We start from the raw sequence: 13,700 nt of genomic DNA, 5'->3' as shown, positions 1-13,700 counted from the left end.
CAACTCAATATATTTGCAGTGCTATGTTTTTTTAAGCAGTTCCAGCCCATCCTACGATCATGAAAGCGAAATACTTGTTTACATTTCTGTTTATTACGAGCCTGACTTCCTGTCTGGCTCAGTCAGCTGCTCCGCCTGACCCGATGCGAATAGCTTTGTTTCCGCAGCAGAACGACGTTCGGAATACATTGAACCTGTCGGGTATGTGGCAATTCAAAAAAGACTCGCTCGGTGTCGGCGAAAAGGAAGGCTGGCAAAATGGCCTGAACGGGTCTCGTTCCATTGCTGTTCCGGGTAGCTGGAACGAACAGTTTACCGATAGTCGTGATTACCTGGGACTGGCCTGGTACGAGAAGCAAACCTATGTGCCCAGCACCTGGAAAGGGCAGCGTATTTTTATCCGCATTGGCTCGGCAACCTATGCGGCCAAACTCTGGATCAACGGAAAGCTCGTTGGCCAGCACGAGGGAGGCAATCTGCCATTTGCCTTCGAAATCGGCTCATTTATTACTTGGGGCGCTTCAAACCGCATTTCGATTCAGGTGGAAAACCTCCTTAAACCGAGCCGGGTACCTGCGGGTAACGTAACGGGTGGCCCCTTTACGAACTTCCCCAAGTCGAACTACGATTTCTTTCCGTTTGCCGGTCTGCACCGCGATGTGTGGCTGTATTCGGTACCCAGCGTGGCTTCGATCAGAGACATTACCCTGAAAACCGATTTTGCAAACACCACTGGGCGAGTGGAAGTAAAGGTGGAAACCGAAGGAAAAGCCCCGAAAGGATCGGTGATAATCTCCGGCAATGGCAAGCGTTTCGAAACGCCCATTACCCTGACTGGCAATACAGCGACAGCGACCATTTCGATTCCGGACGTACGGCTTTGGTCGCCCGATGATCCCTATTTATACCAGGTGGAAGTAAAGCTTGGGGATGCCAAAACAACACTGGACCGCTATGCGCTGGAAACGGGCGTACGAACCATCAGCACCAATGATAAACAATTGCTGCTCAACGGTAAGCCGATCTTTCTGACTGGCTTTGGCAAGCACGAAGACTTCCCCATCTTTGGCCGGGGCGTTGCCAATCCGGTCATCGTCAAGGATTTTTCGCTGATGAAATGGGTGGGTGCCAATTCCTTTCGTACGTCACATTATCCATACGATGAAGAGTACATGCGCATGGCCGACCGGGAAGGATTTCTGGTGATTGATGAAATTCCGGCTGTGGGCCTGTATTTTCACGGCGATACAACCGAACTGGCCCAGCGGCAGGCTATGTGCAAACAGTATATCAATGAGTTGATTACCCGCGATAAGAACCATCCGTCGGTCATTATGTGGTGTGTAGCCAACGAGCCGTTTCCGCGCGATGTGAGCGTGACGGGCGGACCCGCCGGACGCGAGGCTACGCCCCAGAGCATTGTCCTGTTCAAAGAGCTGTTTGCGACGGTCAAACAAAAAGATCAGACTCGACTGGCTACGCTGGTGGGGGTGATGGGTGGTCCAATGGAGTGGATTGGTCTGGCGGATGTTATCTGTATCAATCGGTACTATGGCTGGTATACCCACGCGGGCGATCTGGCCGGAGCGGCCAAACTGCTGGCGATGGAGTCCGACGCCATTCATAAGCGCTTCAATAAACCGATCATTTTTACCGAGTTCGGAGCCGATACATATCCGGGTATGCATGCCGACGAACCCGAAATGTATACTGAAGAGTTTCAGACCAATTACCTGAAGCTATACCTTGATTTCGCCCAGTCGCGCGATTACATAACCGGGATGCAGGTATGGGCCTTTTCGGATTTCAAAACCGGACAGGGTATCATTCGGTTTGGCGGCATGAATTACAAAGGCGTGTTTACCCGTGACCGGAAGCCCAAAGCAGCGGCCCATTACCTGCGGTCGCGCTGGGCGAAGAAGTAGCGTTGGTTTAGGATTTGCGGTTGGCTAACGCAGGAATTACCGGCGCGTTAGCCAACCGTAAACCGAACCACGTAAACCGAATACCGTAAACCCTATTACTTTTGCTTAACCAACCCACCAACACACCATGCATTCACCCAGCGAACAAGACTACATACAACAGCTTTCCATTGACTGTGTCATCTTTGGTTATCAGAATAAACAGATTCATGTTTTAGTGCCTAAGCTTAATTTCAGGGGTGATTTCTGGGCATTGCCAAGCGGATTTATATATCAGCATGAAGGAATCGATCAGGCGGCCCGCCGGATTCTGGAAGATCGGACAGGTATTAAAGATATCTACCTGGAACAGTTCAGGGTGTTTGGCGATGCCCCACGAACCAATCTTCCGTTTCTGGAACGGTTGATTCAGCTCAATGAGGACAAGCTGGGGGGGCAGGGATTTAACCGGAAAGAGTTCGACTGGTTCACCCGGCGCTTCGTATCCATTGGCTATTATGCCCTGGTCGATATTAACAAAGTGATAGCCCGAAAAATTGATCTTGATGAATCCATCGACTGGTATCCAATCAAGAAATTGCCCACGATGATTATGGACCATCATGACATGGTGGGGCAGGCGCTTGAAACGCTTCGGCTTAATCTAGACCAAAAACTGATTGCCTTTAACCTGCTGCCCGAGACCTTTACAATGAAGGAAGTGCAGGAACTCTACGAAGCTATTTACGACAAACCCTTTGCCCGCAATAATTTTCAGAAGAAAATACTGGATATGAATGTATTGGAACGGCTGGAGAAGAAGTTTACCGGTGCCGCCAACAAAGCGCCTTACTTATACCGGTTTCTGAAATAAGTCATCAACAGGACCTTCCCTTAAAGCAGCCAGGTTTACAGACAAAACCACTAAATTACTTATCACTAATTCACTTTATAGAATTCGTAAGCAGGTCCATCCATCGCCCTACCCAAATCTAAATACATTCGCTTCTGATTCATATATAAGCCAGGATTACGAACATACCAATTGTCTTCTCTGGGTTGAGCATTGGTGTTAATTCCCAGACTGCTACCACCCTTAACTAACTCAAAATCAACCTTATCAATTTGATTGCCGTCTTCCAAAACTCGAATCTGACTCTCATTGATTATCAGTTTTACGTTAGGCACGGCTGGATTGGAAATCATGGCATATACCTTGATGAGCTTCCACGTACCGGGCAACCAGGCTTTTGCTTCCTGCACATCAACCGTATATTCTTTTAAGGGATCGTCTTTCGGATCGAGAATAGGCCCGACTTCAGTTGTTTTTGTACAACCTACGATTCCCAACGCCACCAAGAGCCAAATGCCTACTATACTAGCCTTCATCGTTCAACCGATTAGTTCACCTTTGGAACCTATGAACCAGTGCGCCATATCAGCACCTATCGCTGCATGAGTAACTGGTCCCTTTCCTCTACGTAGAGTCCTTTGAACGCTGAACGGTTGTAAGGGTGTTCATATAACAGTTGTTTTCTTACAACTTCTTCACTTTTACAGCTACTCTGGATTTCACCTTGATCAGTACCTGAACGCCTTCGGGCCGAACGACGATTCGTTGGGGAATGAGCCGGAACGTGTCAATATCCAGATCCGTTTTTTGACCGACTTTAGCATGGGCAAAAGCGGTTTCGATTTTCTCGGGAATGGTTGAGATAGGATGACGCAGTGGAACAACCATAGCGGATTGAATGGTATCCCGGAGATTATCGTGCAGCAACCAGTCGGCCGTAGCAAACAGCTGCTCTTTTGTATCGACGTCAAAATCAACGTCCCGCATGCGTAAGGTATTGGTCAGCGTATCATAGACAGGCGTACCATGAAAATACAAGGTTCCGTGAACAGCCCCGCCAACGTCTGTCTTTAGAATCAGTTTACGTCCACTGCCGTAGAGTGTCGCATTTTTAATTTTTACATTCCCGCCTACCAGACTCAGTTTTTCCTTATCGAGTGTCCGCGTTAACACCTGATTGATGTCAGTATACGGAATCATAGCCAGCACCTCCAGTCGCGCCGATTTGGGCAGCACATTCCGTCGTAAAAGCCGGGGCAAATGTTCCAGCGAATCCATCGTCGGTCGTGGGCCTAGTCGTGTATCGACTCGGAACGCTATTTGAATGGGCACGGTAATCTGTGTGGCATTGCCAAATACCGGAGCGACAGCAATACTAAACGGCCGGGGAATCAACCAGATATTTTCGGGCTTTTTGGCTACCCGCAACGGTTTCTGCATATCGCGCCAGACTTTACTCACCTGCTTGTCGAGCCGGATACTTCTGTGAACGGCCCGATCAATGGCCTGCTCAATATCGGCTTTTCGCTTATCCAGAATACTTTCTGCAATTTTCTGCACGCTCACTTTTATCCCCAACAGCCGGACGGTTGGCTTTTGGGTCCAGTGATATTCTTCAAATCGGGAATTGGTGAGCAAATGCCAGTTAGGCCCTACCCCAACCGGGCTGGTGAAATTAACCGCCAGCGCACACAATCGACGGCTTTTCCGGTTGGCGCTTTTCCGTAAACCAATTGGATTACTGTACCATACTTGCAAGGGGGCCGAGAAATATACCCGTCGATTCTGATACTTGATCTGAACGGGCCCTGTCCGCTCCACCCGCAAATGCCAGGCTTCACCTTTTCGCCCCTGGAAGGTTTCTTCGGTAACCAGTGTGGTAGAAAGGGCTTTGTTTACCTTCGCTTCTAAATCACGAATATTAAATGTCAGGCTCCCGGCCATATACGACACGGGATCTTCAATGGCGGGCTCAAACTCTTCGGCAGCAGGCGCATCCGGGCGGACGCGTTTACAACCCTGCAAACCCGCTATAAAAATGAGGAGTACAAAAAAACCGATGATTCGCTGAGCGTTCATAGCATCAACAAAACCATCGGATGACCAAATTGTTAAGCCCGTTGGGCTATATTCACTTTTCGGTTAACTGAATGCCCGTTTTTGGTTCAACGGCACATCCGCATCCTTTGCCGCATCCAGCCTGTTTGGAAGCAAAAAAACTACGATAAGCACGTCGACCCAGATAGGCCAGCGCAACGGCAAAAACCAGAAAAATAATCAGTTCCTGCATATATCAATGAGTAATGAACAATGTAAAATGTATACTGAACAATAGTTGCACCTACCAAGACCATTGTTCAGTATACATTACTCATTATACATTTTTTCACGCCCATCCGTTCCGTTGGGCGAGCCTATACGCATGTTGGTAATGGTGTTCGCCATGCCAGGCATAATTCGCGATCACCTCCCGCATAGTAACTTCCCGCTTACTACCCGGATGAAAATAGGTCCGTTGCAGATCGGCATCGGAGAGCGAGGCTAAGATGGTAACCCAACGCTGATGCAGATTACGAAGGATAACCAGCGAGGGAGCAATATCCAGTTTAGAGTCGGGTAGTTTAGCCCACTCACCTTCTTCGTAGGGGGAAATGGTCGGATTCGACTCGGTCAGAGCCAGTTTCGTCCGAACGTAGGCATTGATGTGACTATCGGCGATGTGGTGTACCAGTTGGCGAATTGTCCAGCCATCGGGTCGGTAAGGGGTATCGAGTCGATCATCGCCCCACTTGCCAACGAGTTCGGTTAGCTTAATCGGCAGTTCATCAATGGCAGCCAGTTGCTGTTGGGTATCGTCGGCGGAATACGTTTTTCCGTAAACGAAATCGCCAATGGGGTAACGGAGTGTATCGAGGTCTTGCATAGGATTTTGGCAGGCCATCCGGCCAAATTTCATTAGCGTGTCAGCGCAAATATCACGGTATTAGGATGGTTTCCCTCATCCGATTTGCAAAACCTGACTAGTCCGGTGAAAGTTTAATTTTTGTTTCAAGTATGAGGTTTCAGGTTGGCTGATTCAGAGTTGCTTTTGCACCGTCTGCTAATAGTCAGCTAACTCGAAGCCTGAAACTTGAAACAAAAATTAACCCTGCAACATTATACCCAATACGCCTGAATAGCCTGAATCAGTTCGGGATGGACACCACAAGCGGCTACAACATCGCCTTCAAACAGAAAATCATCGCCCCCGCTAAAGTTCGTAACGACACCACCGGCTTCTTGAACCAGCAATACTCCGGCGGCCATATCCCACGAATTCAGATTGTATTCGTAAAAGGCTTCGAATCGCCCACAGGCTACATACGCCAGGTCGATAGCGGCCGAACCCATCCGACGCAACCCGTGCGTGCGTTGCATGAGCGATTCCAGAATATGCAGATACCGTTGCATCTGATCGAATCGAAAGTACGGAAAACCGGTAGCGATCAGGCTCTCGCCCAACGTTGTGGCCGGTGACACCGAAATTTTGGACTCGTTGCAATACGCTCCTCCCCCCTGCCAGGCCGAAAAACACTCGTCGCGGTTTGGGTCGTAGACGACTCCGGCAATGGGCGTTTTTCCCTGCGCCAGGCCGATACTAACCGAAAAAACGGGTAGCCCATGAATGAAATTCGCGGTACCATCCAGCGGGTCGATGATCCAGTTGAGGGCACTTTGGTCGGCTGCCTGACCCGTTGTTCCTTCTTCGGTGATGAATCCGGCTTCGGGCAGTAGTCGGCTCAGCTTATCGACCAGTTGTTTTTCGGTTTCTTTATCGACATACGAAACCAGGTTATTCAAGCCTTTGTATTCAATGGATTCCCGCTGAAACTTTTGTCGCTCCTGAATCAGAAACGCGCCAGCTTCGGTGGCAATCCGGCAAATTTCGCGAGTTAACGCTGCTAAATCCTGAGTCATTATCCGTAATGCGGGTGGTAACCCGCGTTTATACAGTAAAAAAAGCGGGTTACCACCCGCTCTGCACCTATTACTCGTCAGTGGTTAGTTCGTCGGCTTCAGGAACAATCTCTATACCATCGTAAATATCCCTGACTCGCAATTCGGCATTCAGTCGCGACAAAACGATCAGTTCATCTGGATGTTCATAAAGCGTATTGATCCAATCGGCTGTTTCCTCAATACGGCTGAATAACTCAACTGTTGTTGAATACTGATCGACCAGCATATAATACCAAAGCGAAGGCATTTTGCGGTAGTCTCGCCATTTATCTCCCCTATCCCGGTGCGCGGTCGATTTCGATAACACTTCAACCAATAGTCGGGGTTGGCGAATAACCAGATTATTACCCCGAAGATCAAACGGATGACAGGTGACTACCACGTCAGGATACGGCATATGGCCTCCAGCGCGGACATCTACTTTCGTATCTTCAGTAAATACCCTACATCCATTGCCCTTTACCTGGCTTTTCAACAAGTCTTTGACGTTGTCAATTAACAAGTTATAATTAACCGTCCCACCTGTCATGGCGTAAATCGCACCATTATAAAATTCATGACGTACCTCGCTCTTCTCTTCCAGAGCGAGGTACTCATCTACAGTATACCGATGCGACGATTTGGACAGATCAGCAATCATACCTGAATCGTTTACTTTACTTACTTCATAATTTCGCCTAATGCATTGTCATATAGCCCTTTCGCATCGAAAACCGTCATGATCGTTGCTTCGTCGATGCTTAACTCACTGTCGGTAACGGTACCAAGGAATCGGAACGGCAGGATGCTGTCTTCCAGGTAGCCAACAACGTGCTGCTGCTGATCGGGTGAAACCGAAATGACCACCCGGCTCTGGCTCTCGCCAAACAGGAATGCATCAGTGCGGTGCCGGGTATCAGTTTCGATGGCGAACCCTTTATGACCAGCCATCGCCGACTCGGCCAGCGTAATGAACAGTCCGCCGTCCGACACATCGTGTGCCGACTGAAGCCAGCCGTTGCGAATCATCGTTTTGATGCCTTCCTGAACACGCCATTCGGTTTCAAAATCGAAATCGGGTGCGGGCGACGCTTTGATGCCCCGGTACGAATACAGGTATTCCGACGAAGCAATATCGTTGGTCGAAGGGCCGACCAGGTAGATCAGATCACCCGTAGCTTTGAAATTCAGCGTTGTTTGATGTGCTGGGTTCTCCATAAGTCCAAGCATACCAATAGTAGGCGTTGGGAAAACAGGCCCATCGTCGGAGCTTTGGTTATAGAAGCTCACGTTACCACCCGTTACCGGCGTACTGAACCGACGGCAGGCTTCGCCCATGCCCTGTACAGCTTCGACAAAATGCCAGTACACTTCCGGCACGTAGGGATTACCGAAATTAAGGTTATTGGTCACGGCCAGCGGCTCACCACCCGTACAAACAATGTTCCGACAGGCTTCGGCCACAGCAATCATGGCTCCCTGACGCGGGTTGGCGTTTACATACCGGCTATTACAATCGACCGTGATCACGATGGATTTATCGGTTTCGGGCAATCCCGGTCCTTTTACGCGAACGACGGCGGCATCAGACGGTGCATTAGTGCTGCGGTTGGCCGTACCGACCATCGAGTCGTATTGCTCATATACCCACTTACGCGAGCAGATGTTCGGGTGCGACAGCAGGTGTTTGGCAACTTCTTTGATGTCCGATGGGTCAACATCGTCTATGTCCGACGGGTCAAATTTGGCATATTCCTTAATATAAGCTGGTTCTTTATACTCGCGATGGTATTGCGGGGCACCTCCCCCCAGCACCAGATCATAGGCTGGTACATCGGCTACGAGTTCGCCATAACGGTAGAAATGCAGCCGTTGGGTATCCGTTACTTCGCCAATCTGGGCGCAGTTCAAATCCCACTTATCGAAAATAGCCTGAATGACAGACTCTTTGCCTTTCTCAATAACCACCAGCATCCGCTCCTGCGACTCCGACAGCAGAATTTCGAACGGAGCCATGTTGGCCTGGCGGGTAGGCACTTTATCGAGGTCGATGATCATACCGTGTTCGCCTTTGGCACTCATCTCCGACGTAGAACAGATAATACCAGCCGCGCCCATGTCCTGAATCCCGATTACGTAGCCGGTAGCGATGATTTCGAGGGTAGCTTCGAGCAGGAGTTTTTCCATGAATGGGTCCCCTACCTGCACAGCCGGCAGTTTATCGGTCGATGCGGCCGTAATATCCTCCGACGCAAAGGTAGCACCGTGGATACCGTCTTTACCCGTAGCCGAACCCACAATAAATACCGGATTACCAACGCCATAGCTGGTTGCCTTGGCCACCTTTCCGACTTCGACAATACCCGCCGAAAACGCGTTGACCAGTGGATTGGTGTTGTAGCACTCATCGAAATAAATTTCCCCACCCACGGTTGGAATACCGAACGCATTGCCATAATCACCGATGCCTTTGACTACGCCCCGCAGCAAGCGCCGGGTTTTAGGCAGGCTCAGATCGCCAAAGCGGAGTGAGTTAAGCTGGGCAATAGGCCGGGCACCCATCGTAAAAATATCCCGGTTGATACCACCTACGCCCGTAGCTGCGCCCTGGTAGGGTTCCAGTGCCGACGGATGATTGTGCGATTCAATCTTAAAGGAACAGGCCAGCCCATCGCCAATATCGACCAGACCGGCATTTTCCTCACCGGCTTTGGCCAGCATCCGGTCCGAATCGCGCGGCAGGGTTTTAAGCCAGACGATGGAATTCTTGTAAGAACAGTGTTCCGACCACATCACCGAGAAGATACTCAGTTCGGTAAAATTGGGTCTGCGACCCAGAATCTGGGCAATGCGATCAAATTCATCCGGTAACAGGCCCAATTTCCGGGCGGTCTCAACAGTAGGGAGCGTTTCGAGGGTATCCATAAAGAGCGAAAGAGTGAAAGAGCGAAAGAGCGGTTTTAAGAAGGCGGTTACGTTCCGCTCATTCACTCTTTCGCTCTTTCACTCTTTAAATCTGGCCCAAAATTAGGCTTTTTGCCCAAAATTGCCCCGGTATGGGTTGACAAATCTCAAAAGGCTTGTATATTTGCACCCAGAAAGAGAGATGGCAGAGTGGTCGATTGCGTCGGTCTTGAAAACCGAAGACTGTAACAGGTCCGGGGGTTCGAATCCCTCTCTCTCTGCTCAACAAAAACGAAAGCACTCACAATCAATGATTTGAGTGCTTTTTTTGATTATGGAAAATCTACTGAATCGAATCACAACTGATCCGGATATTTGCCATGGCAAACCCGTTATTCGTGGGTTGCGATATCCGGTCGAAACCATGCTGGAACTCATGGCATCAGGTATGACTCATCAGGAAATTCTGGCCGATTACGAGGACTTAGATCAACAGGATTTATTGGCTTGCCTGCTTTTTGCTGCTCAACTGACTAAGGTCAAGCACATTAGTCGGTTAGTAGCGTGAAGTTTTTAATAGATGCCCAATTGCCAAAATCGCTGGCTATTTTCATGCGTGAGCATGGGTTTGATACAATTCATACTCTAGAATTACCGAGCCGGAATGCGACAAGAGACAGTGAAATCCGGCTCCTATCAATGAATGAACAGCGTGTTGTCATTTCCAAGGACGCTGATTTCTATGACAGTTATACGAGCAAGCAAGAACCTTACAAACTTGTTTATCTGACAGTTGGTAACTTGAGCAACAAAGAGCTAGTTTCTTTATTCGCGAAAAATATCACCCATTTAGTAGCAATTTTAGAACGAAGCTCTGTGGTAGAAATGAACCAGCATTTTCTAATCACCCTGTTTTAGAATTACCTTCATAAGACATGTCAGAGCGGCCGAATGCGTCGGTCTTGAAACCGAAGACTGTAACAGGTCCGGGTTCGAATCCCTCTCTCTGCTCAACAAAAGAAAAAAATCACTCACAATCAACGATTTGAGTGATTTTTTTCTTTTCATTTGTATCCGAATTTGTAACCGACTTTACAGTTTAAGATAGGACACATGAGTTTCATTCTCTAATCAACACAGTAAATTCTCGTTATGCCAGAAAAAAAATAGCCTTTATACCTAATTAGTTTTTAATTATATTTTATGTATATAAGTCAGCTGACAATAGAGAATATAAGGTGTTTTGGAGGAGCACATTCCATAGAAGCTTCAAAAGGTATTAATTTAATTGTGGGGCATAATAATTCAGGGAAGTCCACAATATTAAAATCAATATATCATTTACAAGGGTATAGCTTTTCAAGCCAAGATAGAACAATTGACTCCCCTTACAGCATCATAACTATAAAATTAGAAACAAATAAAAATTATTATTTCTTCAACAATTTCCCAAACAATCCTTATACAACTGAAAATATTGAAGATGTTAAAGTGATTTTCAAGATTTTACATTCTCAAGGTAGAGATGAAATAAGGCGTAGTATTAACATGTTTGACAAAGCAAATCCTTCCAATAGGTTAGAGGTAAATTTTGATCCTTATGTAAGACTAGCCAATAGAAATTTAATTTACCCTTATTTTTCAAGCCGAAAAGTAATTAATTATAGCAAATCAATCCTTCGGACAGAGAGGGAAAAAGTAGATGGTAATTTAACAAACCTTTTTGCCAAAATTGATTCATTAACATCTTCAAATAAAAATAAATCTATTCTATATCGTGAAGCTTGCGAAAATATACTGGGCCTTTACATTGGTACAGAACAAGACGAAGAAGGTAAATATGCGGCCTATTCTGTAGATGATGATAGAAGCATCCCACTAACCTCCATGGGGGATGGTGTTCCGCATATATTAGGCTTAATTACTGACTTATGTATTGCAGAAGATAAAATATTTTTAATCGAAGAGCCAGAAAACGATATTCACCCGAAAGCATTAAAAGCTCTTTTAAAGCTCGTTGAAGAGAAAAGTGATACTAATCAATTTTTTATTTCAACGCATTCAAATGTTGTTGTTCGGTATTTAGGTGCTAATCATCAAACAAAAATCTTTCAAAGCATTCCTAACAATAACTTTTCCCAGCCTATAAAAATACCCCGCTCGATTATCAAAGAAGTATCTGATGACCCTAAAGAGAGATTAAAAGTTCTTGAAGATTTGGGTTACGATGTTTTTGATTATGCTCTTTGGAAAGGATGGTTATTCTTAGAAGAGGCATCAGCAGAAACTATAATAAATGAGATTCTGATACCAAATTTTGCGAAAGATCTTCAAAATAAAATTAAAACTTTTTCAACAAGAGGATTTGATGGAATCAGCGAAAAGTTCAAAAATTTTAGCAATCTTTTTATTTATTCACATTTAGATTCACTCTATAAAAATAGAGCATGGGTAATAATTGATGCCGGAGAGAGTGAAAGGAAAGAAATAGAAAAATTAAAAAGTTATTTTCCAGACTGGGAGGCAAATAAACAATTCAGACAACTCAGCAAACATAACTTTGAAGAATATTATCCCGAATACTTCTCAGAAAAGATCAATGAAATTATCAATTTAGATGCAACATCATTGAACAACGAAAAGAAGCGAACTTTAAAAATTGAAGCTAAAAAGCAGCTTTTGGAGGATGTAAGAGCCTGGCACAAAACTGATCCGACAGCCGCAAAATCAGCTTTTGAAAAATCAGCAGTGGAAATTATTGAAATTCTCAGGCAGATTGAAGCAACACTTAAATAATAACATACACTTTATCATAAAAAAAGCCCTATAGAAAGTGCTATCAGTGCTCATAAACCTGTAGTTAAATTTCTGTCAAAGTGTGATTCTTCTTTTTCTCCTAGCAGCTTTCGCACATCGATAACAGCAGAAAGCCGAATCCATTCGAATGCTTTCATACTTTGTGTTACATTGTAAATACACCTTTTGATAGTAGACTCGATCGCGCCGACGTTCTGCACGGATGTATTTGAAATTACGCACTGGTTTGGGTTTTTCTTCTGTATTCATGTAGTGCGATTGATTCTGGTTACCCAGTTTATTGGCTCTATCAGGCGTTTTCCTAGCTTCGCTCTAAAACAACAAAAAAGCCACAGATGGCTGTGGCTTGTGAACTCGTTACGATTAAAGCACTATTTGCCTTTTGGCTCAATGTCATTGAAATCGTACTTAAACCGGCGGGGTTGCCCTATGTAGCTAGGTAATACCACGAATTGGCCTGTCTTGGTATCCAGAATAATACTTTCCCGTTCGCTGGCCACGGCTTGAAACCGGCGCGTATCGAGAATGCCCGGTTCTGGTTGGCCCGACGGGGTGAAATTAGCCAGTAACAGGATGCCGGTTAGGGTCAGCGCACCCAGAAAAAACGAACGTAAGTCGATTGAAAAATGAATAGTTTTCATAGCTGACGAATTAGAAGTAAGGGAAAGCGCAAAGCTATTCAGAGGATAACAATCTGGTATATTAAATTTTTGCTAGGGTAGTACTCCTTTAATCGTACCCGCTGCCCATACCCTGTTTGATGTTATGATACAAACTTAGGTTCTCAAAGGATTGACTTTCTACCACAACAAGGATGATAATTCGTCAACCTTCCAGTCATTTCCCATCTTATCGTTGCTTATTCATCCAAAACCGCAGGATATTGCCGTCAGGATCGTTGAAGCTAGCTATATAAGCTCCCTCCCCTAAGTCCATGATGGGATGAAGCAATTGAATCCCGTGAGTATTAACAAATTCGTCTATATCATCCACCGCAAAGGATAGGACCGTATTGACGTTCGCTTGCGCACGCACCTTTTGTTTGAGCACCGCATAATGAATCCCCTTGTAGTCACATTCCCAATGTTCAGGTGTATTGCCATGCCGATTTAACGCTAGAGGAATACCCAGAACATCGCGATAAAAGGTGGCCAGCCGCTCCGGTTGGGCAGAGGACATGATGATTCCAGTCAATCCGTTTACTTGTAATGAATTCATATTTATATCATTTATGATGTTTTCTT

14 protein-coding genes and 1 tRNA gene are annotated in these 13,700 nt (G+C 46.3%); 6 read left to right on the top strand and 9 right to left on the bottom strand.

Annotation, left to right across the window (positions count from 1 at the left end; genetic code table 11):
- Window positions 1-59 precede the first annotated feature (59 nt).
- Together uidA and ACYVFD_RS24600 are read left to right on the top strand one after the other, a co-directional pair.
- Window positions 60-1,925, top strand: coding sequence for a beta-glucuronidase (gene uidA / locus ACYVFD_RS24605; RefSeq protein ID WP_461093162.1), 1,866 nt, complete (start codon window positions 60-62; stop codon window positions 1,923-1,925).
- A 127-nt stretch (window positions 1,926-2,052) separates the two neighbouring features.
- Window positions 2,053-2,778, top strand: coding sequence for an NUDIX hydrolase (locus tag ACYVFD_RS24600; RefSeq protein ID WP_461093161.1), 726 nt, complete (start codon window positions 2,053-2,055; stop codon window positions 2,776-2,778).
- A 65-nt stretch (window positions 2,779-2,843) separates the two neighbouring features.
- On the opposite strand, the gene ACYVFD_RS24595 is transcribed toward ACYVFD_RS24600, so the two are convergent.
- The 7 genes from ACYVFD_RS24595 to purL form a co-directional block, all read right to left on the bottom strand.
- The gene (locus ACYVFD_RS24595) at window positions 2,844-3,293 is read right to left on the bottom strand and encodes a hypothetical protein (RefSeq protein ID WP_461093160.1); all 450 of its coding nucleotides are present in this window, start codon (window positions 3,291-3,293) and stop codon (window positions 2,844-2,846) included.
- Between the two features lie 148 nt (window positions 3,294-3,441).
- A complete protein-coding gene (locus ACYVFD_RS24590) occupies window positions 3,442-4,836 on the bottom strand; it encodes a DUF4403 family protein (protein WP_461093159.1) in 1,395 nt (464 codons plus the stop codon).
- A 52-nt stretch (window positions 4,837-4,888) separates the two neighbouring features.
- Window positions 4,889-5,047: a FeoB-associated Cys-rich membrane protein gene (locus ACYVFD_RS24585; protein ID WP_461093158.1), complete on the bottom strand. Its 159-nt coding sequence runs from the start codon at window positions 5,045-5,047 to the stop codon at window positions 4,889-4,891.
- A gap of 96 nt (window positions 5,048-5,143) precedes the next feature.
- Complete coding sequence (locus tag ACYVFD_RS24580; RefSeq protein ID WP_461093157.1) at window positions 5,144-5,680, bottom strand: YfiT family bacillithiol transferase; 537 nt, start codon at window positions 5,678-5,680, stop codon at window positions 5,144-5,146.
- Window positions 5,681-5,913: 233 nt separating this feature from the next.
- The gene (locus ACYVFD_RS24575; RefSeq protein ID WP_461093156.1) at window positions 5,914-6,714 is read right to left on the bottom strand and encodes an inositol monophosphatase family protein; all 801 of its coding nucleotides are present in this window, start codon (window positions 6,712-6,714) and stop codon (window positions 5,914-5,916) included.
- A 70-nt stretch (window positions 6,715-6,784) separates the two neighbouring features.
- The gene (locus ACYVFD_RS24570; protein ID WP_461093155.1) at window positions 6,785-7,396 is read right to left on the bottom strand and encodes a Uma2 family endonuclease; all 612 of its coding nucleotides are present in this window, start codon (window positions 7,394-7,396) and stop codon (window positions 6,785-6,787) included.
- A gap of 20 nt (window positions 7,397-7,416) precedes the next feature.
- A complete protein-coding gene (purL, locus tag ACYVFD_RS24565) occupies window positions 7,417-9,660 on the bottom strand; it encodes a phosphoribosylformylglycinamidine synthase subunit PurL (RefSeq protein WP_461093154.1) in 2,244 nt (747 codons plus the stop codon).
- Between the two features lie 175 nt (window positions 9,661-9,835).
- Here purL and ACYVFD_RS24560 point away from each other — a divergent pair.
- From ACYVFD_RS24560 to ACYVFD_RS24545, 4 genes are all read left to right on the top strand, one after another.
- Window positions 9,836-9,920: transfer RNA gene (locus tag ACYVFD_RS24560), tRNA-Ser, on the top strand.
- Window positions 9,921-9,973: 53 nt separating this feature from the next.
- A complete protein-coding gene (locus ACYVFD_RS24555; RefSeq protein WP_461093153.1) occupies window positions 9,974-10,207 on the top strand; it encodes a DUF433 domain-containing protein in 234 nt (77 codons plus the stop codon).
- On the top strand, window positions 10,204-10,557 hold the full coding sequence (locus tag ACYVFD_RS24550; protein ID WP_461093152.1) for a DUF5615 family PIN-like protein: 354 nt from the start codon (window positions 10,204-10,206) through the stop codon (window positions 10,555-10,557). The genes ACYVFD_RS24555 and ACYVFD_RS24550 overlap by 4 nt, the downstream gene beginning before the upstream one ends.
- A gap of 285 nt (window positions 10,558-10,842) precedes the next feature.
- Complete coding sequence (locus tag ACYVFD_RS24545; RefSeq protein ID WP_461093151.1) at window positions 10,843-12,435, top strand: ATP-dependent nuclease; 1,593 nt, start codon at window positions 10,843-10,845, stop codon at window positions 12,433-12,435.
- Window positions 12,436-12,827: 392 nt separating this feature from the next.
- Here the strand turns inward: ACYVFD_RS24545 and ACYVFD_RS24540 are convergent, their stop codons facing one another.
- Together ACYVFD_RS24540 and ACYVFD_RS24535 are read right to left on the bottom strand one after the other, a co-directional pair.
- Window positions 12,828-13,097 (bottom strand): hypothetical protein, encoded by a 270-nt coding sequence (locus ACYVFD_RS24540; protein ID WP_461093150.1) that lies wholly within the window; start codon window positions 13,095-13,097, stop codon window positions 12,828-12,830.
- Between the two features lie 208 nt (window positions 13,098-13,305).
- Window positions 13,306-13,674 carry a VOC family protein gene (locus ACYVFD_RS24535; protein ID WP_461093149.1) on the bottom strand — a complete coding sequence of 123 codons (369 nt, stop codon included), beginning with the start codon at window positions 13,672-13,674 and terminating at the stop codon, window positions 13,306-13,308.
- Window positions 13,675-13,700: the final 26 nt, after the last annotated feature.

The sequence above is a fragment of the Spirosoma gilvum genome (genome assembly GCF_054776815.1).
Note: the sequence above shows the minus strand (reverse complement) of the source record. Positions and strands in the feature narration are given on the sequence as shown.